At 50.2% G+C, this 25,514-nt stretch carries 23 protein-coding genes; all 23 read right to left on the reverse strand.

Annotated features, from left to right (window positions below):
* Positions 1 to 9 precede the first annotated feature (9 nt).
* Positions 10 to 1,461: a tRNA lysidine(34) synthetase TilS gene (gene tilS, locus L6442_RS32195; protein WP_237100149.1), complete on the reverse strand. Its 1,452-nt coding sequence runs from the start codon at positions 1,459 to 1,461 to the stop codon at positions 10 to 12.
* A gap of 76 nt (positions 1,462 to 1,537) precedes the next feature.
* A complete protein-coding gene (locus L6442_RS32200; protein ID WP_212980912.1) occupies positions 1,538 to 2,485 on the reverse strand; it encodes a serine/threonine protein kinase in 948 nt (315 codons plus the stop codon).
* On the reverse strand, positions 2,469 to 3,209 hold the full coding sequence (locus tag L6442_RS32205) for a vWA domain-containing protein (protein ID WP_194234415.1): 741 nt from the start codon (positions 3,207 to 3,209) through the stop codon (positions 2,469 to 2,471). The genes L6442_RS32200 and L6442_RS32205 overlap by 17 nt, the downstream gene beginning before the upstream one ends.
* A gap of 168 nt (positions 3,210 to 3,377) precedes the next feature.
* Positions 3,378 to 5,825 carry a stage II sporulation protein E gene (spoIIE, locus tag L6442_RS32210; RefSeq protein WP_373871857.1) on the reverse strand — a complete coding sequence of 816 codons (2,448 nt, stop codon included), beginning with the start codon at positions 5,823 to 5,825 and terminating at the stop codon, positions 3,378 to 3,380.
* A 433-nt stretch (positions 5,826 to 6,258) separates the two neighbouring features.
* Entirely contained in the window at positions 6,259 to 6,744 is a 486-nt protein-coding gene (locus L6442_RS32215; protein WP_212980913.1) for a S1 domain-containing RNA-binding protein, read from the reverse strand.
* Positions 6,745 to 6,869: 125 nt separating this feature from the next.
* Entirely contained in the window at positions 6,870 to 7,232 is a 363-nt protein-coding gene (locus L6442_RS32220) for an FtsB family cell division protein (protein WP_194234417.1), read from the reverse strand.
* Between the two features lie 361 nt (positions 7,233 to 7,593).
* Positions 7,594 to 8,178: a spore cortex biosynthesis protein YabQ gene (gene yabQ, locus L6442_RS32225; RefSeq protein WP_212980914.1), complete on the reverse strand. Its 585-nt coding sequence runs from the start codon at positions 8,176 to 8,178 to the stop codon at positions 7,594 to 7,596.
* Positions 8,175 to 8,456: a sporulation protein YabP gene (gene yabP, locus L6442_RS32230; RefSeq protein WP_194234419.1), complete on the reverse strand. Its 282-nt coding sequence runs from the start codon at positions 8,454 to 8,456 to the stop codon at positions 8,175 to 8,177. Before yabP ends, yabQ begins: the two co-directional genes overlap by 4 nt.
* 315 nt (positions 8,457 to 8,771) lie before the next feature.
* On the reverse strand, positions 8,772 to 9,050 hold the full coding sequence (locus L6442_RS32235) for an RNA-binding S4 domain-containing protein (RefSeq protein ID WP_194234420.1): 279 nt from the start codon (positions 9,048 to 9,050) through the stop codon (positions 8,772 to 8,774).
* A 1-nt stretch (position 9,051) separates the two neighbouring features.
* Positions 9,052 to 9,324, reverse strand: coding sequence for an HU family DNA-binding protein (locus L6442_RS32240; RefSeq protein ID WP_212980915.1), 273 nt, complete (start codon positions 9,322 to 9,324; stop codon positions 9,052 to 9,054).
* Positions 9,325 to 9,573: 249 nt separating this feature from the next.
* Positions 9,574 to 11,064 carry a bifunctional methyltransferase/pyrophosphohydrolase YabN gene (yabN, locus tag L6442_RS32245; protein WP_212980916.1) on the reverse strand — a complete coding sequence of 497 codons (1,491 nt, stop codon included), beginning with the start codon at positions 11,062 to 11,064 and terminating at the stop codon, positions 9,574 to 9,576.
* A gap of 96 nt (positions 11,065 to 11,160) precedes the next feature.
* The gene (locus L6442_RS32250; protein WP_212980917.1) at positions 11,161 to 12,801 is read right to left on the reverse strand and encodes a putative polysaccharide biosynthesis protein; all 1,641 of its coding nucleotides are present in this window, start codon (positions 12,799 to 12,801) and stop codon (positions 11,161 to 11,163) included.
* Positions 12,802 to 13,170: 369 nt separating this feature from the next.
* A complete protein-coding gene (gene spoVT, locus L6442_RS32255; protein WP_194234424.1) occupies positions 13,171 to 13,713 on the reverse strand; it encodes a stage V sporulation protein T in 543 nt (180 codons plus the stop codon).
* Between the two features lie 419 nt (positions 13,714 to 14,132).
* On the reverse strand, positions 14,133 to 15,221 hold the full coding sequence (locus tag L6442_RS32260; protein WP_212980918.1) for a peptidylprolyl isomerase: 1,089 nt from the start codon (positions 15,219 to 15,221) through the stop codon (positions 14,133 to 14,135).
* Complete coding sequence (gene mfd, locus L6442_RS32265; protein WP_212980919.1) at positions 15,208 to 18,732, reverse strand: transcription-repair coupling factor; 3,525 nt, start codon at positions 18,730 to 18,732, stop codon at positions 15,208 to 15,210. Before mfd ends, L6442_RS32260 begins: the two co-directional genes overlap by 14 nt.
* A 386-nt stretch (positions 18,733 to 19,118) precedes the next feature.
* Entirely contained in the window at positions 19,119 to 19,349 is a 231-nt protein-coding gene (locus tag L6442_RS32270; RefSeq protein WP_212980920.1) for an anti-sigma-F factor Fin, read from the reverse strand.
* Positions 19,350 to 19,438: 89 nt separating this feature from the next.
* On the reverse strand, positions 19,439 to 19,999 hold the full coding sequence (pth, locus tag L6442_RS32275; protein ID WP_194234428.1) for an aminoacyl-tRNA hydrolase: 561 nt from the start codon (positions 19,997 to 19,999) through the stop codon (positions 19,439 to 19,441).
* Between the two features lie 90 nt (positions 20,000 to 20,089).
* The gene (locus L6442_RS32280) at positions 20,090 to 21,043 is read right to left on the reverse strand and encodes a ribose-phosphate diphosphokinase (protein ID WP_127606669.1); all 954 of its coding nucleotides are present in this window, start codon (positions 21,041 to 21,043) and stop codon (positions 20,090 to 20,092) included.
* A 104-nt stretch (positions 21,044 to 21,147) separates the two neighbouring features.
* A complete protein-coding gene (gene glmU / locus L6442_RS32285) occupies positions 21,148 to 22,530 on the reverse strand; it encodes a bifunctional UDP-N-acetylglucosamine diphosphorylase/glucosamine-1-phosphate N-acetyltransferase GlmU (RefSeq protein WP_212980937.1) in 1,383 nt (460 codons plus the stop codon).
* A gap of 120 nt (positions 22,531 to 22,650) precedes the next feature.
* Positions 22,651 to 22,935, reverse strand: coding sequence for a septation regulator SpoVG (gene spoVG, locus L6442_RS32290; RefSeq protein WP_036712730.1), 285 nt, complete (start codon positions 22,933 to 22,935; stop codon positions 22,651 to 22,653).
* A gap of 195 nt (positions 22,936 to 23,130) precedes the next feature.
* Positions 23,131 to 23,958, reverse strand: a complete 828-nt coding sequence (gene purR, locus L6442_RS32295; RefSeq protein WP_194234429.1) for a pur operon repressor — start codon at positions 23,956 to 23,958, stop codon at positions 23,131 to 23,133.
* A 319-nt stretch (positions 23,959 to 24,277) separates the two neighbouring features.
* Positions 24,278 to 25,132, reverse strand: a complete 855-nt coding sequence (gene ispE / locus L6442_RS32300; RefSeq protein WP_194234430.1) for a 4-(cytidine 5'-diphospho)-2-C-methyl-D-erythritol kinase — start codon at positions 25,130 to 25,132, stop codon at positions 24,278 to 24,280.
* Between the two features lie 153 nt (positions 25,133 to 25,285).
* Positions 25,286 to 25,465 (reverse strand): small, acid-soluble spore protein, alpha/beta type, encoded by a 180-nt coding sequence (locus tag L6442_RS32305; protein WP_194234431.1) that lies wholly within the window; start codon positions 25,463 to 25,465, stop codon positions 25,286 to 25,288.
* Between the last annotated feature and the right edge of the window lie 49 nt (positions 25,466 to 25,514).

A 25,514-nucleotide genomic window follows, 5' to 3' on the forward strand; every position in this document is an offset into this window, starting at 1 on the left:
CAATGACCATTACAGTAGCTCCACTGCCTTTATATCCTCCAGACACATGTGAAGGACGGATATCGTTTGAGAACCGACCGCAGCATGCTCGGATCGCCGGACCCCTGGTATCCAAATGATGTGGCCTGAACCATCAACCAACACAGGAATGCGGGAGCGCACGGATGGAGGTATCTTCGCATCAATGAAAATATCTTTTACCTTTTTGCTTCCGTTTAATCCCATGACCTTCATGGTATCTCCAGGCAGTCTTGAGCGGAGTGTTAATGGAAACTTCAATTGACCGGCATCAAACACTGCTTCAGCGCAGGATCCGGCCCTTGCGGAAAAACAACTGTTCTGAGGCGACTGCAATTTCATTTTCAACCTCTTGCCAATTTCAGGAATACACAGTTCCAAAGCAGCAGCTTGCAGCTCATATGTATAGCTTTTGGACTGCTCTGGCGGCTTATGCATAAACAATATCATATCGTATTCGCGTATGCAGGCCAAGCCTCCTCCAATATCGAGGCTCCAGGTCGTGCTTTTATTCTGAATTATGCTTTGGCGGATGAGTTCAATCTTATGAAAATCTGCAATTTCGAAGCCTAAAGGCAGATAATTTAATATTAGTTTAATCAACCTTCGTTGTAAAGCGACATGTAATCGCAAAAAGGAAGGCGCCTCAAAATAAAGTCCCCCATTCTTCTGCCGTACCATTTCGCGATATGCGAGATCCGCGCTCTGCCCCATGAAATCATCTTCCATTCCGGCAATTTCGGCTAGTTGAACCAGCGATTGACTAATTCGCCCATTATATTGTCCCAAAAAAGGAAGCACATCAAGCCGGATCGCATTCCGCCGGTACTTATTCGAATAATTGGAGCTGTCTATGGCATAGGTATAACCATTTTGCTTGCATATGTTTAAAAGATCCGTTTTGTATATACGTAAAAAAGGACGTATGAGTTCCACGTTTTTTTCACGTCTTTTAATTTTCATGCCTTTAAGGCCTCCAAGACCGCTGCCCCGAAGCAAATGCATCAGAACCGTTTCCGCTTGATCGTCGGCATGATGCGCCAGCGCGATTGAAGCCGCGTTCCAGCGCCGCGCCGTTTCATGCAGAAAGGCATATCTCTGATCACGCGCCGCCTCTTCAAAGCCTTTACCGCTTTCCTTCATATAAGAAGGGACGTCGATCCTCGCGAGTTCAAATGGAATATCCAGCTCCCGCGCCAAATTGCGGACAAGCTCCTCTTCATGCTCCGACTCCTCCCGCAGCCCGTGATGGACATGCGCACAGACAAGCTTGAGCGGAACATGCCGGATGGAGATCTGATGAAGAACATGCAAAAGAGCCACAGAGTCCGGCCCGCCGGATACTGCGACTACAATGACATCATGAGGCAACCATAAATCATGCTCCGCGGCCATGTGAAGAACATGTTCTACCAGCATATTCAAATCAGACCTGCTATCCATCAAGATCCCCTCTTCTGCAGCACACCGTATGTATGTCTTCTATTACCCTTTTTCCAAAATATCCGACTGCCTAAAATCATAAGAAAAAAGCCCATAAACAAGCCAGGCACACAATCATGATCGAAAGAGCGAAAGCGTTGATCAGCCATCGCGGCGTCTTACCTGGCAGCTTCCCGGCCAAAGCCGGCGTATAAATCGTTTGCTTCCACAACTGAAGCGCCTCTTGCGAACCTGCAAACTCCCCGCGGATGGCCCGCCGCAGCCACTCGGAATAAGGTTTCAGCCGCGAACTCCGCTGTACGATCGCAAGCAGCTGTCCCGAACTCCGCGTTTGCGGCAAATGCTGGGCGGAAGCAGCCTTCAGCTCTTCTTCATGAAAAAGCTGTATGATCAGAACGGCAAACGCAAACAGATCATAACCCTCATCGCTCGTCCGCGAACCGGCATTCCAATACCCCCGGTCATACCACTCCGTGAACTGCTTGACGCTCCGCCCCATAGAGCTCACTCCGCCATAGTCGACCAGCTCGACGCGGCCGACGTCGGATACCATCACATTTTCCGGCTTCAAATCCCCGAACACAAAACCCAAGCGATGCAGGGAGTTCAGCTTTTCCAAAAGGCGCAGCCCCGTCAGGCCAATCCATTCCCGGCCGCGCTTGCGTATAAAATGATACAAGGAATTGCCGCGGATATATCTCATGACATAAAACGGTATGTCCCCGTCGCGCCCTTTAAAATCATCCACTTCCAGCAGATAGGGCATCCGGGAGCCGCTTCTTGTCGATTCCGAAGACCTTCGCTTCGACTGCAGCGACATCAGCACATTGATCTCGGATTGAAGATCAAGCGTATCATACCCCATTTTAAGGGCATACGGATCACGGGAACCTTCTTTTTGGACAAGATAAACGATTCCGTTGGCCCCCTGGCCCAATACGCGCCGGATGATAAAGCGGCCCTTGCGCCACTTGCCTGTAATGACCGTACCGGCCGGATACACCGGTTTAGACGACGTAGTCACCAAGCATCCCTTCTCCTTCATCGGTATTTCCCCGCCATGTTTGATGTTCATCTAGTGTACCATAACGGAAGAAATCAATCACCTTCATGATGGCGGGCCCCGTCGGCGTCGCCCCCTTCATCTGGATGCGTTGAAATAGCGATTTCAACCCGCTTACATCCGTTGTCCAGCCGCTGTCCATGACGGCATCCTCTCCGCTCCGGCGTCCGGGAAAGTGAAATACGGCCAGTTCGCTTATGCCTTCGCGCGCCTGCAGGCTGAGCATCAAATCGCGGATGGCATCCTCGACAGCACCAAGCTTAGGTTTCATGCTGGCGCTGGCATCGATCAAAAGCGCGACCTGAAGCGGCGTTGTTTCCGTCATGTCATCCACGACCTGTACCACCTGCGAACGCTGGGACGGATGGAGATCCTCCAAGGCGGCGCCCCCCAATATTTGCTTTAATTCTTTATTAACCGCCTGCTGTATCGTTTGAACCACCGTTTTCCGCGTCATCATTTGCATCGTTTGGGCCAGTTCCCTCGTTCCAACGATCCGGCTTACGCCTCCCCCCGCTTTAGCAATTTCGGCGATTTCCAGACTGCCAAGCTCACCAATCGTTCCGTAATCGATCACCCCCGCCACATTGACCGTAATCCCCTCCTGAAACGCGTGCGCTGCCGCAAGCACCGGGCTTGTCCCCATGTTTGAACATCCGTCCGTAATCAAAAGAATCTGTTTCACGATCTATCATCCTCCCCAAAATGGCCTTCTCTTGCTTCTATCATTTCCATTTTTGAGAGATTCCAAACGCGGTTTATCCTCCTTTCACCTCATTTCCCCCTAGGAACCGTGCCTATTAACAGCTATATAGCATAAAAAGATTCTAAGGATGGAGGATCCGGTGAAAAATCAGCTTACGGTACGCGGCCGTTCCATTCGTTCGATTCCAGGCACATGCAGGGTCGCCCATTCCGGAGCGTAATGCTCCACTTTGCCCACGACAACCGTCATATCATCATGGATGATGTTTTGCTGATAGCGGATCACTTTTTCCAAAAGAATATCGGCGATCTGCTGCGGATCTTCGCTGTCGATTTCCTGAATCATCCGCTTCATCCACTGCTCTTTATTCACGGCATGCCCAGGCGCGTCGTAAATGCCGTCCGTCATCATGATCACAATATCGCCGGCCTGCAGTTTCAAGGTGACAAGATCCACTTCGATATCCTGAATAATGCCGATCGGCAAATTGCTGGCGGATACCGGAATCACTTCGAGCCCCCTTTTGATAAAGCTTGGCGCGGACGCGATTTTCATAAAGATCGTCTCTGCCGTGTACTGATCGATCAGGGCCATGTCAACCGTGGCATACACTTCGTCCGGCGAGCGGAGCATCAGGATCGAATTGACGGACTTGATCGCAAGCTTCTCGTCCATACCGCTTTGCAGCAACTGCTCCAAAATGTTCAGTGCTGTGCTGCTCTCCTGTTTAGCCCGTTCTCCGTTGCCCATCCCGTCGCTGAGCGCGACCGCAAAGGTGCCGTTGCCAAGCTCGACCATGCTGAAGCTGTCTCCCGACAGCATATCCCCGCCTTTTGCCGCCCCGGCAATCCCTGTTGTGATTTCAAAGGTTTTGGCGGATCCGAACAGGACCGTTGCCAAGCCATCTTTGGACGAAATGGACGATTCATGGAGCACGGCAATATGCTCGTCCAAGATATCGGATAATAGCGGCGCGATAATTTTACGGCATTCATCATATCCACGTGTAAACGCATGCACGATTTCAATCTCGACATGTCCGGAATCCAGGCTGATGATCTCGATGTCCTGAATAGACAGGCCCAATTGCTCCAGAGCCTCGCGAATTTGTTCCTCCTGCCGGTACATGGCCTGCCCTTCCCGCTGGATTTCCCGGGCCAGGTCTTCCATGACCTGCGATACACCCGATAATTGCTCCGCAACCAGCTGCCGGCTGTCGTATATTTGGCGTTTCCACTGCATATCATGCTGGTAGAGGTTATATTGCTGCTTCATTTCATCCAGCACCTCGGAGGTTTTGCCGCAGATCCGCATCCATTCCTTCGGAATTTGCCGATCGGTGATTTCCGGATTCTCTTCAACCGCGGTCATTACATCCGTCATGTATTTATAGGTCTGATAGAATTTTGCATCCCAGCAGTGGCTGCGTTTGATGCAGCTTGAGCAGGCCCCTTGCGCAACCGCGTTCATAAAATGGTCCACTTCGCCCGAGCGATTGCCGATCTCCTCCGTGCCGGCCACCTGCCCGAAGCTTTGCGAAAGCTGCCGGAATACCCGGGAAAATTGGGTGACCCGCTCCGCCGTCAAATCCCTGACTCTCTTGGCGTACTCATGCTGGGATTTGCTGTGGTCATTCGTTCCGGGAACATATTTGGAAATCATCGTAATCAACGATTTAGGCGTCAGCAGAAATAAGACAATTGCCGCGCAAGATTCCCATGTGGAGTTCATGACATCGGCCGGTCCGCTGAAATAGATCGATAAAATCGAGGAACCGAGTAGCATGCCCAGCATAACCGCTCCTTTTTTCCCTTCCCGCAGCATACCGGCCAGCATCCCCGAAAAAGCGAGCAGGCTCATTTGATAAATGGCGGATATGTCCGCTAGACTGAGGATCAAACCGGTAACAACGCCTACGGAAGCACCGAGCGGGGCTCCGCCAACCAAAGCGAACAGCAAAATAAGATACCGGGAAAGGATATGCTCCACCGAAAGGGAGTAAATCGCCCATCCGACAGCTCCTGTCATCACGGAAGCCAGCAGGATGATCAGGCAGAGAATTTCCTCGCTCCGCAGTTGATAGTTCTTTTTGCGATAAGTGAATATCGGAATCGCCTGGATGAACACCAACGTCAGCACAAAGCTGAGGACGGAATCCAGCGAGCTTATCATAAGAGAATACCAAGTAAACGTTGAGGCGGTCATGATCGTAAACAGCTTGACGACAAAAGATGAAACGAAAACCATGAGGGGCGCGTAGGAGAGTTCGGCATGATCAAAGGCGCTTAGCCCCCGATGCATAAAATAAAAAATCAACAGTTCAGCCGCGATTACCAGCGGAGCCGGAAAAGGAGCAAACAGGCTTCCTGCAAGCAGCGCTCCGGTTACGGGAAGTAAATAATCTCGCCGCAAAAAGGCAATGACCGCGAAATAAGCGATTGCAAATGGCGATAGCTCGTCCAATATCATGGCTTTTCCCAGCAAAAACGCCATCAGCGTCAGCAAGAGCATCCACTTCTTGGCTGCAAACAGTTGAAGCGGACGCTGGAGAAAGGGCATATTCCGTAGACGGGCCATGAGGCCGCTTTCTTCCATGGCTGCTTCCTGCAGCGTTTTGAATCCGGTCATGTTCACGTTCAACTTTTCCATGTTAAGCACCACCATTTCGTAGATTTTGATGGTACCCATTATAAAAGCCCCCGAACATGAAAGTTTGTCAGAACAGCGGACAAGCTTAAAAAAAGTTTCCGACAAAAAGGAACCTCGCTGCGAAATGTCGGGAATCGGCCGCAACTTCCTCCGCCTAGCCCATTTGAGCCTTCCTCACTCTCCCCTTCATTGCGGCTCCGCCCCGAATCGCCACCGATAATCCGCTATCGATTGCTATAGACAGAGCCGGAAATGAGTTGGATGCTGTCGGTATTTTTTTGCGAAGCGACAAAAAAACCGCAGAGCAGGCTTTTAGGACCTGATGCGGTTTATCTTTTTTTATTCAAGTCATCGGCGCTTGCCCGCGCCGGGCATGTTATTACATGCGTTTGGCGCCGCGTCCTCCGCGCTTGGATTCCGTATGTTTCTTGATCGAAGATATGCGTTCTTCGCTATCCTTCAGGAAACGTGACATTTTATCCTCAAACGAAGTTTTGCTGGCCGCAGGCTTGAATGGGCGCCCGCCACGTTCACGATTATAGCCTCCGCCGCCGCCAGAACGATCTCCGCTTCCAAATCCGGAGCGCTCCGGTCTTGGCCCTCTTGGAGGTCTAGCTTCGGATGCTGGCTTATCAACAGCTTGTTTGATGGAAAGTCCGATCTTGCCGTCCTTGTCGACGTTGATCACCTTCACGGTAACAACATCATTGATTTTCAGGTGATCGTTGACATCCTTGACGTAATTATCGGCGATTTCCGAGATGTGAACGAGACCCGTGACACCTCCTGACAGATCCACAAATGCTCCAAAATGCGTTATGCCTGTCACCTTGCCTTCTAACTTGGTGCCCACTTCGATTGCCATAGAATAAAATGATCCTCCCTTAAAAATATACAACAAGATTTGAGTCAAACCTTGGCTGTGGTGATTTGATTATACAAAAAGCGCAAACTAAGGTCAACTGAGTAATCGCCCGGTTCCACGCCGTATCACGGCTTTGTCCCCTCCGTATAAATAGGCGTTTCCCCAGGAAGATACATTCCGTAGTTCTTGCGTGCCAACTGGCCGATATATTCGGGATCCTTGAGCCGATTCACTTCATACATCAGCTGCTTTTTGCTGTTCTCCGTGTTGTCCTGCTCCACCTTCTTCTTGGCGAGCTCGGCACTTTTTTCCGAAATTTGCGACTGTTGGGAGATAAAGGTGAACAGCGCCCATCCCATAAAGATGACCATAAAGGATAACCAGATCAATATCCGCCTGCGCGCACCGGCTTGCTGGCCGGTTTTATTATCCCGGTTCCTTTTCGCCGCTTGCGTTCGCGCTTGCTCTTTGGCAGCATATTTCCCCATACATTTCCTCCTTTACAGACACTTTAAGAAGTTGTTCAAAAAGTCCGCTTTTGATAAGAAAACCTAATCGATGCCACTTCAAGGATGAAAGGGCCGCGATGCATAGGTAGGTTTTCTTGCGATATAGAATTTCATCAGCCTCGGCTGATAACTAAAAAATACTATATCTAACACGAAGTGAATCAGGGAGCGGGATCGACATCGAATCTTGAATTCAGCCGGGCCTTCCGATGCTCACGTACCTATACGTACGCTCCGCTCCTTTCGTCCCTAGCTTCATTCAACCTTCTCGGTGCTGAAAACCAACCTTTTTGAACTCGCACTTTAAACATGTATTTCTGGGTATGGCCCCTGTTTTCCTCTATTCCTTCTTCTCCGGAAACCATTTTTTCCAGAGCAAGACCGCTGATCGGTAAAGCTTGTCAACCCATGAAAGCTTCGAAAGGCGCGAGGTAATCGGCCTAAACAGCCACTTGGCCAGCTTCCAAAACGGCAGCAGCATTTTCAACACTACGTGAAGGACGAACATCAGCAGGCTGCCGAGCATGACGGCCAGTCCTTTCAGCAGCTTGAGCAGCAGCCGGACCGGCGTCCATACCGTAAGCCTGAAAAGTCGCTTCAGCAGGTCAATTATATAACGCACTACCTTTATTAACATTACCACAAAACGCTGAGTTGTAACACTTAAGAATAAAAAATATAGCCATACCCCGATGAAAAGTCCGACAAACACATAAAACCGAAGTTGTCCGTAATTGTTTACATACAGCATCCTGAACACAAAAATAGCCGCTCCACACCAGTAGAAGAGGTCCAGAACATGAAGCGTCCATCTTGGAAACCGCAGCTGGCCCGACAGCACCCGGTAGCTGTCATAGGCCAGTCCCAATGCTGTTCCCGAAAACAGCATCCAGAGCAAGGTCATCCACTGAATATGCGGGCTCATTTGAAAAGCTTGCCGAACATTCCCTTATTTTTTCCGTGTGAACCGGGATCCAGGTAAATCAGGGAATGGACCAGACCTTCGATGGAGAGCAGGCCTTCTTCGAGGCTCAGGTTTTTGATATGTAAATTCTGTCCTTTAATGTTCAGATGTCCAAGCTCGGTATGCAGCAGGAATTCTTCGCTGTCGAAGCTTTCCACGTTATAGACTCCCGTCAGATTCAGCTGCTTGCGGTTGTGCATGTGCAGCTCATGCTGTTTGTTTTTGGCCGGCTCGATCATGGCATGTACCCCCTCCTTCTTACCAATAGCTTATGGGTGGGGAACGCACTTTAGAACCGGCAGCCAAAACAACTTACTGAAACTAAAATAACCCCGCAAAGAGTATCGGAAAGAAGTAAGGGCGCCTCTCACAGAGGCGCTTTTGCGGAGCAAAAGTACGGAGTGACGTGTGGCCTTCGAAACTTTTTTCCGATTTTTTTGCGGGGACTCCCGATACATCAAAAAACCGCGCAGGGATTCTCACCTAAAAACGAGCAGGGCACCCCCCGGATACCGGAGAGTGCCTTTGTATATGCTTGCTATAAAAGTGCCTTGTTACCAATTCAAACCGTTATCTTTTGCAATCGGCTCTTCCTTGACCAAGGAGTACAGGCTTGCGGCCTCATCCTTTCGGGTCGTCTCGGCAAGACGTTCCACCTTCACGGTCACCAGCTTCTGTCCGAATTGAACGGTAATTTCATCGCCGATTTTCACCGTGCTGCTCGGTTTCGCTTCCCTGCCGTTAATGAGAACCCGGCCTTGATCCGAGACATCCTTGGCTACGGTACGCCGTTTAATCAGCCTGGATACCTTCAGGAATTTGTCGACACGCATCTTATTTTACGGCTTCTTTAAGCTTGTTGCCTGCTTTGAATGCAGGTACGTTAGCTTCTGGAATTTCGATTGTTTTGCCGGTTTGAGGATTGCGGCCTGTACGACCGGAACGTTTGCGGGTTTCGAAGGTACCGAAGCCGATCAGCTGCACTTTATCACCGTTTGCCAAAGCGTCGGTGATTTCGCCAAGAAAACCGTTAAGAACGGATTCCACGTCTTTTTTAGTCAAACCGCTTTTAGTCGAAATGTTGTTGATCAGATCTGTCTTGTTCATAAATTATTATCCTCCCAATATACAAAGAAATAAGTATAGGTGCGTCATGATAGCAAGGGCACGCAATCATATCCGCAGTTTTCATGAGTATGGTTATTCTTGATGCCCTGCCCGAATTCCTGCCTGGTTCCGCCAATTTTTTATGAATTATGAGGAAATTCTTGCAGGCGGATTGCTTGGCCGACATTTCTTCACCTCATGTCGCCTGATAGATGTCGGCTACCTGTCTTTTAGCAGGCTGAGTTTTTATCATACCTGATTTTTGGCTTGTTGCCAAATGGCGTCCATCTCTTCTAGTGAACTTTCATGGACTGTTTTGCCCCGGGCCCTCAGCTCATCTTCGATGAAATGAAAACGCTGGATGAATTTGCGGTTCGTCATGGATAAAGCCTCTTCCGGATCGGTATGTAAGAAGCGGGCGGCATTGGCGGCGGCAAAAAGCAGGTCTCCAAGCTCTGCCGTCTTCTCCTCAAGAGTCAGATCCTGCTCGACGGCTTCGCGAAGCTCCGCGAGCTCCTCTTCGATTTTGTCCAAGACATCGTTAATCCGCTCCCAGTCGAAACCGACCTTGGAAGCTTTCTTCTGAAGCTTGTACGCCTTCATAAGCGCAGGCAGGTCTTTAGGGATGCCGTCCAGTACGGATGCCTGTCCTGGATCTAGCCCTTTGCGGCGCTTCTCCTCGGCTTTCATCTGCTCCCAGTTTGATAGGGCGGCCTCGGCGTCTTCAGCCTTGTTTTGGCCGAAAACATGGGGATGCCGGAAAATCAGCTTGTCATTGAGCCCTTGAATGACGTCAAAAACGTTGAAGGTGCCGATTTCCTCTTCCATCTGCGAATGCAGCATAACCTGCAGCAGCAAATCTCCGAGCTCCTCCTGCATATGCTCCGGATCATCTTCATCGATCGTTTCCAGCACCTCATAGGTTTCCTCGATCAGATTTTTACGGATCGATGCATGCGTCTGCTCCCGATCCCAAGGGCAGCCTTCCGGACTCCGCAGAATCGCTACGATTTCATGCAGCCGGGCAAAAGTGCGCTGTCGCAGCATCTCGTCCTCGCTGCGCGGCACATAAACCAGCGACAGGTTGCCGTATCCTTCCACGCGGTCAAGCTCATACAAAGGCACCTGAAGGATCTGCTCCTGCCCTTCTACGCCGAGCGCATGCCCGACAGTGATCTTGTAGTCATCCGGATACAGCTCCATCAAAGCGAGTTTGACATCCGATGCCGTAAACGTATCGTAGACCTGTCCGATCACCGTGTGCAGCCGAGGCTGAAGCAAGCTTGCATCAAGTCCGCTTGCGTCCAGCAGTTGAAAGCCTTCAATCGGGTCAAAACCAAGGCGGATAAAAGCTTCGTCCAGAAACGACTCGCCGCCGAGTATGCTGAGCCGAATCCCTTCATGTGCGCAGCGCTCACGGAGAATTTGCACGGTCGCTTCGGCGACCATCGGATGGCCGGGCACGGCGTAAACGATATTCGTTCCTTCTTGCCCTGCAGCGGCCTTCTCTATCAAGATATCCGCTATGGATGCGTACACCTCGGGAAATGAATCCCGGGCTTCATAGACATGGTCAAAAGACTGCGTGGCGACATTCAGTTCATCCAGCACGGACATCACCGGATGTTCTTGGGTCCGGACATATACTTTGGAAGCCCGCTGCAGCGTTTTGACGATCCCCATGGTCAGGCGGTCCGGATTTCCGGAGCCCAGACCAACGATTGTTATGGATGCGCTCATCTTTATTCCCTCCGCTCTATTTACCATTCTTCCGGTAATGGATGGTAGATATACTATAACATGGCCAAACCCCGCACAAAAATGATTTGCGTTAGGTCATGCAAACAAGTGAAGCCGCTGAAGCAGACGGGCAAGCGGCGCGCCGATCTTGGGCACCATCCGCAGCTCCCGCTCGCTGAGCAGCCCTGTCTTGGCGGCGCCGGCAAGGAACGCGGCGCCCCCGCAAGCGGCCCCGGCCAGGCTGGCCGCTGTGGCCGTAAGGCGGGCGTGCAGCCCGAGCGCAGACAGCAGCGCTTCCGCTGCGAGCATGGCGGCGCCCGCCGCCAAAGCCATGCCGGCGAGAACAAACGCCGGCTTCGCGAACATGCGGCCGGCGCCCACGCGCAGGCCGGCCTTGCGGCACAGCAGCGCGATATTCAGCGCTGCGGCCAGGAAGTGCGCGGCTACGCTGGCGAGGGCCGCGCCGGTGATGCCCTGCTGCGGGACGAGCAGCAGGTTCAAGGCCGCCTTCGCCGCCGCTGCGGCCAAAAGATGCAGCGCCGGCGCCTTTACGACGCCAAGCCCTTGCAGCAGGGCGGCCGATATAATGCTAAGGGCGCTGCCTGCCGCCGTAAAGGCGATCCAGCGAATCACGCCTGTGCCTGTCCCGTCCTGGTACAATGCAATATTGACAGGCTCAGCCAACACCGCAAGCCCTATAGAGGCGGCCATTCCCACCAGCCAGAACCAACGCAGGGACAGGCGGCAGCGGTCGGCAACCAGCTGCTTGTCGCCCTGAACCTTAGCTTCAGCGAGCGCCGGAATGAATAGAACCGACAGCGAGGTCGCCAGCATCGTTACAAGCTGGACGACCGGCATGCCCCGGTTATAGACGCCAAACTCGGCCATGGCCCCGGCCTCGTCCAATCCGCCTGCTTTCAACAGACGCGGAACCGTAAACGTATCCGCCAGATTCACCAGCGAAATGGCCAGCGCCCCCAAGCATACGGGGATGGCATATTTCAGCATGCTCCACAGCAAGGCTCCCCTCGGCTGCCCGTTCTTCGTGCCTTCTGACGGGGCCGCTCTCCCATCCGTCGTATTCAGCATGCGCCGGTAGCTCCGCCAGTAACCGCCCATAACGATCAGTCCGGCCGCCCCGCCAGCAGCTGAGCCGATTAATGCTCCCGCCGCTATATGCTCCGCCGAAGCCCCTACGGATGTTAAGTAAATCAGCAGCATGATCATCACCGCAACCCGTACGCACTGTTCCGTAATTTGCGAAACGGCAGTCGGCATCATGTCCTGGTAACCCTGAAAAAAACCTCTAAGTCCGGACATCACCGGGACGAATAATAACGCAAATGCCGAAGCTTTCAGAGCCGGCACCACGCTTGCATTGTCGATCATCTTCCCCAGCAGCGGCGCGCCAAAATAAATCGCCGTCCCAAACAAAACGCCGGAGCATGCCAAAGCGGCTGAGGCGATCCGAATGACCTGCAGGCTTTGCGCCCGTCCGCCCATTGCCGCGTCCTCGGCAACAAATTTGGAGATGGCCGCCGGAAAACCGGCCAGCGCTACCGTAATTATCAAGGTATAAAACGGATACACCGTATTATAAATGCCGAAAACCGCATCGCCGCCCATATTTTGCAGCGGTATTTTCTGCAGCGTTCCAATCAGCTTCGAAAGTACCATCGCAATGCTCAGCACAAAAGCGCCCTGCAGTATTTTCGAGGATGTTCCCGCTTCCTTCATCTTCGTTTCCCTACTTCTCCCGTTTTTTATGATCTCATTTACGATATCAGAAAGTTAAGCCCTAAGAAAGATGCATCCCGAGATCGCTTGTCAAAATGCCGTTTACGATCCAGCTGTCACGCAATCATGTATCGGTCGTTTAATTATACCCGGTAAATGCAAAATAACCCCACAAAAAGTATCGGAAAGAAGTAAGGGCGCCTCTCACAGAGGGGCGCTTTTGCGAAGCAAAAGTACTGAGTAGGATCTATGCTTCGATGCTTATTCCAGGTACTTTGCGGGGAACCCAAAACTTCTTAATGCCAGAAAACTCCCGCTTATTGGCTCGGCCGCTGCATACGGCCCGCGAAAGCGGGAGTTCCTATAGTTTTACTGCTCCATTTGTTTACCAAGAAAAGCGGCTGCCGTCTCAGACATTTTAATTTCAAGCTGCGACATTTTAACCGAATCGTCCTTGCTAAGCAGAATCACAGTTCCGATCGGATCTCCGCCGGAGATGATTGGCGCGGCTACAAAAGAAGACAAGGTTTCCGGATGATCCTTGGTAATTTCATAGCTGCCGCCGTTTGTTTCCAGCAGCGTTTTGCGGTTATCCATGCAGCCCTCAATCAGAGAACCGATCGGCTTCTCCAGAAATTCCTTTTTGGAGCCGCCCGCTACCGCAATAAAGGTATCCCGATCGGAAATGATCGTCGTATGTCCCGTACCTTCGTACAGCGATTCGGCATATTCCTTGGCAAAATCGCCAAGTTCCCCGATCGGGGAATACTTCTTCAGAATCACTTCACCGTCACGATCAACAAAAATTTCAAGCGGATCTCCTTCACGGATTCGCAGTGTACGTCTAATTTCTTTAGGGATGACCACTCTGCCCAGGTCATCAATACGGCGGACTATTCCAGTAGCTTTCATTACATGTTGCCCCGCTTTCTCGAGAAGATTTTTCAACTACTGTTTGGATGGGAAGAATGCGTCCCAGGAATATAAGTGTGATATCTGACCATAGTATTCATCCTTTCCCATTTCCTTATACATGATCTTGGAATGAATAGTTGCGGTGAATCACGCATTTTGGACAAAATGAACTATCTATTCTGTATCATAAGACAGACGCGTTTAGCGGATGTTTTTCTTGCCTGCAGAAAGTGTTCATCTTCCGCTGAAAATTCTTTCCTCTTCAAAAAAACGCGGATCGCTCCGCGTTTTTAAAGGTCCATATCCTTGTACCGCACGGAAACTGCCGCGACAATGGCGGTCTATTTTTCCGTAAAAATACGCCGGTACATTTTTTTATACTACCCTGTATCCTTGAAGATTACACTTCAGGTAACTTATTTCCCGCTTGGTCCTTGAGGATTTACCGTTTCCGAATAACCCTTGGCACCGTCCCCCGATTTTGGCGCATCCTTCTCGGATTTATTAGCATCTGCGCCTCCGGCAGGCGTTTCCGCCGCTTTAGGCAAATCGATTTTTTGAATGATATCCTTCAGCTGGTTCTGCATGAAGTCATCGATTTTGGCAGCGCCCAAAGTCTGTTTAATAACGTTCTTCTGCTCCGAAGACAGTTTATCGTAAGGAGTCTCTTCGCGCGAATCCACCTTCACGATATGATAGCCAAGCGCGGACTCAAACGGGTCGCTGATTTTATTCAGCGGCAGTTTCAGTATCTGCTCCTTGAATTCTTTGCTATTGAATTGCCCGACAGTAAAATGGTCATACAAGCCGCCGTTTTCTTTGGAGGACGAATCATCGGAATATTTCTTGGCCATTTCGGCGATATCCGCCCCCTGATCGAGCTGGGATTTAACGTCTTTGGCAATTTTGAGCGCTTCGTCTTTCGTCCGCTCTTTTTTATCTCCATACCGCAAAGCGATCAGCACATTGTGAAGCGTGGCCACCATATAATCTTGTTTGGTCGCCTCATATTTATTTTTGATCTCGTCCTCGGTCACCTTGCTGGTCATATCCTCCATCGCGGTCATTGCCTGTACGAGATACTGCTTTAGATCTTCCTCATTCAAACTTTGGGCCTTCAACAGATTTTCGTATTGTTTATCCCCCAAGTTTTTCCGGTTTTGCTCAAGCACTTGAGCCGCCTGCTTTTCGCCTTCTTTCTTCGCGGACTCGCTCGCTTTGCTGCTCAAATATGCGAAAGCAATCTTCTGCTTGACCATATAATTTTGAAACTCGCTCATATTAATCAGCTGGGCGTATTCCGGAGACATGAAGGAAATGATTTTTTTCTGGGTTTCCAGCTCCTTCTCCGTAATTTCTCCGCCTTTATAGGTTGCCACGACTTTCCCCGGGTTCGTAGTCTCCCCAGATCCCTTTTTCTCGCAGCCAGCCAGCATGGACGCAGCCAAAACCGCAGCTACAGCGCAAACGCCTAACTTCCACGCCTTCTTTTTATTGAACAACATCCTGAAGTTCCTCCTTCGATTTGAACAGCTCTCGAATTGCCTTCAGAAATTGCTCCAGCAAACTCAGCAGCTGCTTATCGTCGAGCCCCTTTCCTTTGATGCGTATCGCCAAATGAGACTCCTGCTCAAATTGTACACGTCTTTCAAACTGATTGCCAATTTCGGCAAGGCGTGCCGGTCTGAGTTTCTTTTCTTGGCCTTCATAAAATTTCAATAGCAGGTCGTCTCCGCGCCGGGTGATCGTGTCGATCCCGTACATTTTTCCGTACAGTTTCAAACGCGCCACGGCAAGCAGATTCACCACCGCTTCAGGCAGTTCCCCAAACCGGTCGAGCAGTTCATCTTCCAACTCTTTTTCATCGTCAAAGCTGCCGATGGTCGCGACCTTCTTGTATATTTCGATTTTCTGAATACTGTCATAGATATAATCGGCAGGCAGATAAGCATCAATGCCGATATCAATCATCGTATTCCATGCTTTGGACGGCTCCTCTTTTTCGCCAAGCATGGATACCTTCCGCTTCTTGATCTCCTCAGCCAGCATTTGCGAATACAGGTCAAAGCCGACCGACGCAATAAAGCCGTGTTGTTCGGCTCCAAGCAGATTGCCCGCCCCGCGGATAGACAGGTCGCGCATGGCGATTTTGAAGCCGGAGCCCAGTTCCGTAAATTCTTTTATCGACTGCAGCCGCTTTTCGGCCACTTCGGTCAACACCTTGTCCCGTTGGTAGGTGAAATAAGCGTACGCGATTCGGTTGGACCGGCCTACGCGCCCGCGCAGCTGATAAAGCTGGGACAAGCCCATTTTATCGGCATCATGCACGATCAGCGTATTCACGTTAGGGATGTCGACGCCGGTCTCGATAATGCTTGTGCTGACCAGCACATCGTATTCTCCGTCCAGGAAGTCCAAAATGGTCTTCTCCAGCTCTGATTCCGACATCTGTCCATGTCCTACGCCTACTCTGGCATCCGGCACAAGTGCCGTGATTTGACTGGCCATTTCCTGGATGCCCTGCACCCTGTTATACAGATAATAGACCTGTCCGCCGCGCGCCAGTTCACGCTCGATGGCCTCGCGTACCAGGGTCTGGCTGTATTCCACCACATAGGTCTGCACGGGGAACCGGTTCTCCGGAGGTGTCTCGATGACCGACAAATCGCGTACGCCCAGCATTGACATATGCAGTGTGCGCGGAATCGGAGTCGCCGTTAAGGTAAGCACATCCACATTGGTTTTCAATTTCTTCAATTTTTCCTTATGGGTTACGCCGAAACGCTGTTCCTCGTCGACGATCAAAAGCCCTAAATCTTTGAAAACGATATCCTGGGACAACAAGCGATGCGTGCCGATAACAACGTCTACCGTGCCCTGACGGATGCCCTTGATCGATTCATTTTGTTCCTTGCGGGAACGGAAGCGGCTGAGTACCTGAATATTGATCGGATAACCGGAGAAACGCTCCCGGAATGTCTCATAATGCTGCTGGGCCAAAATTGTCGTCGGAACGAGCACCGCAACCTGCTTGCCTTCCATCGCTGCCTTAAAGGCCGCGCGGATAGCCACCTCGGTCTTGCCATAGCCGACGTCTCCGCATAGAAGCCGGTCCATCGGACGGTTTTGTTCCATATCTTTTTTGATCTCTTCGATTGCCCGCAGCTGGTCGCGCGTTTCGTCATAAGGGAACATTTCCTCGAATTCATGCTGTTCGGCCGTATCCTTTTCAAAACCGTAACCTGGCGTCGACTGCCGCTCCGCATACAGCTTAATGAGATCGTCGGCAATATCCTGAACGGAGGAACGGACCTTGCTTTTGACTTTGTTCCATTCATTGCCGCCGAGCTTGTATACTTTGGGCTCCTTATCTTCGGAACCGACGTATTTTTGAATCAGATCGATCTGTTCAATAGGTACCGACAGCTTGTCGCCGCCTGCATATAAAATATGCATGTAGTCTTTATGAATGCCGTTGATTTCAAGGGTGCCGATGCCCATGTATTTGCCGATTCCGTGGTTCTGGTGAACGACATAGTCCCCGACCTTCAGCTCGGTATAGCTTTTGATGCGCTCGGCATTGTCCATATTTTTGCCTATTTTGCGAATCTTGCGCTGTTTCTTCGAAAACATTTCACCTTCGGTGATGACCGCAAGATGAATGGACGGCATTTCAAATCCTGTCTGCAGATTCCCCTGCAGCATGACGGGTTCATCAATATTGTAATCCTGCAGCACGCGCCGCATCCGGTCGAGACGATCCACGCTGCTGGCCAGCATCATGACCTTCACTCCCGACTTATGCCAGCGCTCCATCTCCGATTTAAGCACATTCATTTGGCCATGGAAATCCTGCATGCCCCGGCTGATAAAATTCAAAATATTTTGTGGCTGAGTATGCGGAACCTGACGCAGAAAAATAGACATGAAAATGGTTTGGAACGGACGATGATAGAGGACCTCTTCATTTTCAACCGACAGATGGAGCTGCGGTAACGTTTTACCGTTTTGAAGCAAGTGAAGGTTCCATTCCGCCTCATCACGTTCGAGCTGCTTTGCTGTCTCCAGAAGACGGGCCGGCTCATCCAAAATTAGCATCGTGTCCTTCGGCATGTAATCATACAGCGTCTTGCGCTCCGGATAGAGAAGCGAAATATATTTATATATTTCCGGAAAATATACTTGCTCGCGCAAAAGCTCCATTTCCCGGTTCATTTCCTCAGTGAGGCGCAGTTTGGCCTGACGATCCGTCATTTTCCCAAGCTGTTCTTCCAACAATTGTGCGGCGCCTTCCGCAGCCTGTACCAGCCGGTGCGCGTCGGCAATGATCTCTTTGCACGGAGTAATGATCACTTCCTTGACCTTGTCGATGGAACGCTGGTCAGCCGGATCAAACGTCCGGATCGAGTCTACCTCCTCATCAAACAACTCCACCCGGTACGCAAGCTGAGACGTCATCGGATAAAAATCGATAATGCCACCGCGAATGCTCATTTCGCCCCGGCTTTCAACACGCTCCACCCGCTCGTAACCCAGTTCGATCATCTTGGACATAAATTCATCCACGCCAAGCGTTCCGCCATCCACGATGCGAATGCGGGCGCTGCCCATCACTTCAGGAGCAGGAAGAAACCTTCTTGCTCCTGAAAACGGCGCAACCACGATGCCGGAGAAACCTTCAGCGCATTTCATCAACACGTCAATGCGCTGCGCAAGCGTCTCGGGACTGGACACGGCAGATTCAGCAGCCACCAATTCATTGGCGGGATAAAGTAGAACCTGCTCCTGCGAAAGCGCTTCCTGTAAATCCTCAGCGATTTTTTGAGCGGAAAACATATTATGGGTGACGATGAGCATCGGCCGTTTCACTTCGTCAAACAGCGCCGCCAGCATCATTTGCCGCGCAGAGCCGGACAACCCTGACACCAGCTGTTCTTTCATGCCGGACTTAATGCCAGCTGTCACGGATTGGAGATCCGGATCTTTGGAAAACGCTTCTATAAGTGCTTGTAACAAAAGGGGCACCTCTCTCATTTGCTTATCTTTTAACTTGGAATTTTCAGATTTTGCAAACCTAAAAATAGCGGCTTAACGCAAGAGCAGTCTAGCGAGAAATATCCGCTCGCTAACGGCTCTCCTGCCGGTTTACATCATTTTTTGTTTCAATGGTACTTTTCGAAATATCGCGATTTTAGTTTTCTATCCTGCAAAAGCAGATATCCCGCAAATCCTTGCTCTTTATACAGGTATCCCGAAAGATTTTACCATAAAATGGTCCACCTTGCGATTCTCTGTACAAGTATCCTTCTTGCTGAAAACAAGCTATTGGGGAATACCGAAAAGAAGCCTCAGCAAAACTGCCAAGGCCCCAAAATGTCGGGTATCCCTACCGTATATTACGTTTATTGCAGCGGACTGTTAACAAGGCTCAGCTCCGGATGATTCTCCAGGGCCTCCCTGCAGTATTCGCATATCACCTTAACCGTCACGTCTCCGCTTAAATCATACGATATTATATCTCTACGTTCCGCAGGGGTCAAGGAAAGAAAACCAAGCTGCGTGTCGGTCACCTGCCTGGAATCAAGGCTTCCGAGTTGGGTTCGACAGTGCCGGCAGATATAATTTATAGCCATTTATATGCCTCCTGAAGGTGATTTATACCCTCATTATGCCCGCTTCATCCTTGATTTAGCCCTGTGTTCGCGAGTGGATCCCTGCTTTTTTATCCGTTAAACTTCGCCATCGTTTGCTCGTAAGTGTGATCCAAACTATATTCAGCCGCATCGCAGGCTTGATCGATCATGCTCTCGAGCAGCTCTTTTTCCTTTTTGGGGAATGACGTCAGCACATAATCAACGATGGCAAAGCCGGGTTCGGGACGGGAAATGCCCATCCGAATCCGGTTGAATACCTGGGTTCCCGTATGCTGAATGATCGACTTAATTCCGTTATGCCCGCCGGCGCTTCCTTGATAGCGCAGCCGTATTTTGCCGATTTCCGTATCCATATCATCGTACACAACGATCATATCTTCCAGCTTAACCTTGTAATAATCCATATAAGCTCTTACGGCTTCGCCCGATAAATTCATAAATGTCATCGGCTTGATGAGTACCACTTTATTCGTGCCGATAAAACCCTCTCCGACGAGAGCTTTGCACTTGCTCGGGCCGAATGCAATTCCATGGCGTTTAGCCAAGGCATCAAGCATCATAAAACCGACATTATGCCGCGTTTTTTCGTAATTGGAACCGGGATTTCCCAGTCCGACGATCCATTTCATAGTGCTTTTTTTCCTCCAAACGCACGTTTATGACGAGAAGGGTTACATTTCCCTGATCTAGGAAAATATAACCCCTTCATCGCCTGTTATCTATTCGATTTCAAACAGCTTGCTGATCGACAGTTCTTCATGAACCCGGATGATCGCTTCGCCCATAAGCGGAGCTACCGAAAGCACTTTAATTTTGTTGCTGGGATCAGGATGCATGATCGGAATGGTGTCCGTCACAATCACTTCACTCAGCGGAGAGTTTTCAAGGCGTTCCATCGCTGGACCGGAGAATACCGGGTGCGTACAGCAAGCATAAACTTCCTTAACGCCCCCTTCCATCAACGCGTTGGCGCCAAGGACAATTGTACCGGCCGTATCGATGATGTCGTCGATAAGAATCGCGGTTTTCCCCTCGATATTACCGATGATGTTCATAACTTCACTTACGTTCGGTTCCGGACGACGCTTGTCGATAATCGCCAGCGGTGCATTCAAGAAATCAGCCAGCTTTCTCGCACGCACAACACCGCCATGGTCAGGAGAGACCACGACAGGATTCTCGATTTGCTTGGAGCGGAAATATTGCGCCAGAATTGGCACCCCAAGCAAATGATCCACCGGAATGTCGAAAAACCCTTGAATCTGCATGGCATGCAAATCCATCGTGATGACGCGGTGCGCACCGGCCTTCTCTATCAGATTCGCTACCAGCTTCGCCGTGATTGGATCACGCGAACGGGCTTTGCGGTCCTGACGAGCGTACCCGTAGTAAGGAATGACAACGTTGATGCTTTTCGCGGATGCGCGCTTCAGAGCATCAACCATGATGAGCAATTCCATCAGATTGTCATTGACAGGTCCGCAGGTGGATTGTACTACATACACATGACAACCGCGAACACTCTCATTCAGTTTCACCTGAATTTCTCCATCGCTGAAGCTGGTGGTGTGTGAATCACCCATCGGGATTCCGATGTAATCGGCAATCTGCTGGGCTAGCTTCGGATTGGAGTTACAAGTAAAAATCTTTAATTTCGAATCACAATAAGTCATAGAATAAAAACCCTCCGTGCTGGTTCATTGAAATTCATGCCTGTCTCCATTGCCGTTTGAACAATGTTACCTATTACTATTTAACCATCCTTTGGACGCAAAAGCTACTTCTTGTCTTTTTTTGCCTTTGCGCGGTCACGGATTTTTTCCGCATATCCCGGTTTATTTTCCTGACGTTGTCTGGCGATTCCCAGATCGTTTTCAGGCACGGAGTGCGTAATAGTCGAACCCGCAACGACGTATGCACCTTTTCCGATCGTCACGGGGGCAATCAAATTAACATTGCTGCCGACAAAAGCATCGTCTTCAATTTCTGTCATAAACTTATTATATCCATCATAGTTGACCGTTATCGCGCCGCAGCCGACATTGACATTTTTGCCTACGTTGGCATCTCCGATATAGCTAAGATGGGAAACCTTGGAATCATTGTCGATTCTGGCGTTCTTCACTTCCACAAAATCCCCGATCCTCACGTTTTCGCCCAATTTGGTTTTTGGACGCAGATACGCAAAAGGACCGACAGTCGTGCGGTTGCCGACTTCGGCCTGATCGAGCACGGAGTGTTTGATGGCGACGCCTTCGCCGATCACGGAATCCTTAATGTCGCTTTGCGGTCCGATCTGGCAATCCTCGCCGATGACGGTGTTCCCCTTGATTACGGTGCCCGGATAAAGAACCGTATCGGAGCCGATCTTTACATCAGCGTCAATATAGGTGGAGGCTGGATCGATAATCGTAACGCCGCCCAGCATATGGCGCAGATTGATACGTTCCCGCATGAGGCGTTCCGCTTCGGAAAGGGCCAGGCGGTCATTCACACCGATCGATTCCGCATAATCCTCCGTCATATAACCAAGAACCGTTTCACCTTGATTGACCAAAATTCCAATGACATCCGTCAAATAATATTCCTGCTGAACGTTCTCATTTGTGACCTTCTCCAAAGCCGCAAATAGTTTGGCATTATCAAAACAATAAGTTCCTGTATTAAATTCGCAAACGGCATCCTCTTCAGGCGAGCAATCCTTCTGCTCCACGATGCGCTGAACGCTGCCATCCTCGCTGCGGATCACGCGTCCATAACCCTTAGGATTATCTGTATAGGCTGTTAGTACCGTTGCGGCTGCTTTTTTACTTTCATGAAGCTCCGTCAGAGCTTCTAGTGTTTCTGCGGTTACCAGCGGTGTATCCCCGCAAATCACAATAGTGGAGCCTTGTTCCGATCCGAGCAGATCCTTGGCCATTTTCACCGCATGACCGGTTCCAAGCTGCTGCTCCTGTAGTACGTACTCCGCGGCCTCGCCCAGATAAGATTGGACTGCTTCCGCTCCATGTCCTACGATAACGATGCTCCGTTCACAGTTGACTTTCTGCACCGTATCCAGCACATGACCGACCATAGGCTTTCCACATACCGGGTGCAGCACTTTGTACAGTTTCGATTTCATTCGTTTACCCTGCCCGGCGGCAAGAACAATCGCCATTCTTTTCAAGGGTTTTGACCTCCCACTCTTAAACTCATTACTGAATATATCGTATTATCTGCAAAAAGAAAAGAGAGCCATAAGTCTGGCTCTCTTTTCCTTGAACCCCAATTGTAAACCTTAAGCGCCTTCTTCAATCACTTCTTCTTCATTGGCAGCGCGTTCATATTCCGCCAGAACAGCCGTTTGGATCTTCTCCCGTGTACCGGATGAGATCGGATGGGCAATATCGCGGAATTCTCCATCTGGAGTGCGCTTGCTCGGCATAGCAACGAACATTCCATTGTTGCCATCGATGACCCGAATATCATGAACCACAAATTCGTTATCAATGGTAATGGATGCGATTGCTTTCATTCTCCCCTCAGAGTTGACTCGGCGGAGTCTGACATCCGTAATTTGCATGTGTGTTCACCACCTTTTTCCATCAGAGACTTGGTGTATAATTTCCACACAGCATTTCGAAATCCTCTTTTTTCAGGCAATAAAATATCCTAAATTCAGGAATTTTTTTATAAGATTGATATTGTCGACAGACTTCGGAACTATTCGCCTATAAAATATTTTAATCGACAAATTTTGCAGTCGTCCTGTCGTTTATCATTTACTGAAATAATTACCCGGTTTCACGTTAATTTCCTTCGATTTGGAATCGACGCCGGCCAAAGTCGCCAAGGAGACGTAATCGCGGAGCAAACGCTCCTCGCTCTCCACCTCGCCCGACTCCACCAATACGCCTACCCCTGCCACTTCAGCATCAAATTCAGCCAGCAGATCCACCATGCCCTGAATCGTTCCGCCCGCCTTCATGAAGTCATCCACGATCAGAACCTTGGACTTCTCTTTAAGCGCACGCCGCGAAAGCGACATGGTATGAATGCTTTTATGGGAACCGGAGACATAATTGATGCTTACGGCCGAGCCTTCTGTGACCTGATGGTCCCTGCGCACCAGAACAACCGGCAGATTCAGCTGCGCCCCGGTTGCATAAGCAAGCGGAATCCCTTTGGTTTCCACCGTCATCACCACGTCGATCTCCTGATCGGCAAAGGCGGTGGCAAATATTTTGCCTGCTTCGTTCATCAGGGAAGGCTGTCCTAACAGATCCGACATATACAAATATCCGCCGGGGAGAACCCGATCTTTCTGCTGCAGTTGGCGGCATAACTCCTCGGCAAAAATAAGCGCCTGATCCTTTGGCATCTTGGGAATGAATTTCACGCCCCCTGCCGCTCCCGCATGGGTCTGAAGTTCTCCCATCCCCTCATCCTCGAACACTTCTTTGATTATGACCAGATCTTCGCTGATGGAAGATTTGGCGGCACCATACCTGTCGGCGAACGTGGTGAGCGGAATTAATGTATGAGGTCTGGACAGCAGATATTGGGTCATCTCGACCAGACGCGCGCTTCGCTTTAACTTTTTCACAAAAATTCCTCGCTATCACATTATTCAGGATCTCTCCCAAAACTCTATCATGGCTGATAATGCTGTATCTCTCTTTGTTTTAAGCCATTTTCCAATCTGAACTTAATGAAAATCCTTAATCCAAACAATTTTATAGTGTAATTTCCGAATATTATAGTATAAATATAACATTTTTGTACGTGTTTGTACAATGATATTCATTTCTCAGCGATGGTTTTAAACGCAAATCCATTTCCCTTAATCTATATCAACGGAACGGAAGAAAAATAGCTGTCTTATTTATCACAGCGAAATCAAATGATTCGGATTGGGTTCCATGCTAGGTAAGCAGTCGCACAGCGTACACTTCTTTGCAAAATCCCCGAAGCCCGTTATAAATACGTGCTACTTTCGACTCCTTATATACAAGGCCGAAAACAGTCGGGCCGCTTCCGGACATTAAAGCACCGTCCGCTCCAAGCTTCAGCATCGCTTCTTTGAGCTGTCCTACTTGCGGATGGAGCTTCAAGGTCACATCCTCCAGCACGTTTCCAAGGCCGCCGCATACAGCGCCGAAATCGCCGGCTTCCAAAGCACGGATCATTCCGCTTGCAGACGGATGCCGTTTAACCTCAGCAGCTTTGAATTTGCCGTACACTTCTGCGGTCGACACATTGATCGGGGGCTTGGCCAGAATTACCCAACACTGCAGCGGATTACGGACAGGCGTCAGCTTCTCCCCTCTGCCGGTTGCAAGCGCGGTCCCCCCCGTCACGCAAAAGGGAACGTCCGATCCCAGTTCGGCGCCAAGCTCTTGCAGCTCTTCCGCCGATATATTCAAATTCCAAAGCCGGTTCAGCCCTCTCAGCGCCGCAGCTGCATCACTGCTGCCCCCGGCGAGGCCGGCGGCCACAGGTATTTTTTTATCCAAATGAATATGTACGCCGCTCCGAACGTCGTAACGGTCTTTAATCAGTCTAGCCGCCTGAAAAGCCAGATTTTTCTCATCAAGCGGAATATAACCCGCCTGGCTCGTAATGATGATCGTATCGCGCGGCAGTGCCGACATTTCCAACCGGTCCGCCAAATCGACCATCGTCATAACCATTTCGACCTCATGAAATCCATCAGGCCGTTTATGTAATACGTCCAGCATCAAGTTGATTTTGGCTGGCGCTTTTTCGTAAATTTTCAAGGCGTTCACCCACCCTTAAGTTTCCCTCTTATCAGCTTCAAATCATTATATCAAACTGAAACATGCAAGTCATTTCGAACCTTGCGGCTTGATTATGAAAAACGGAGAACCCCTTAAGTAGGTGGTCTCCGCAAATATTGCTTTTCTTCGGTTTTACGATTTTCGCGCTGCGGCCTGCTCGGCGAGCTGGATGGCACGCTTCACCATGTTTCCTGCATCCTTGGCTTTAATACCGCCCCAGCCTTCCTCCTGCACTGTTTCATAAAAACCCAGGTCTTTAGCAAGCTCCGTTTTCAGTTCTTCCGACATGACACTGCGGCGTCTGCGGCTCATGGGCAGTCCTCCTTATCATCGTCTCATCCTGAGCGCGATCCTCCCGTTT

The organism is Paenibacillus azoreducens, assembly GCF_021654775.1.
Classification (GTDB): Bacteria; Bacillota; Bacilli; order Paenibacillales; family Paenibacillaceae; genus Paenibacillus_AQ; species Paenibacillus_AQ azoreducens.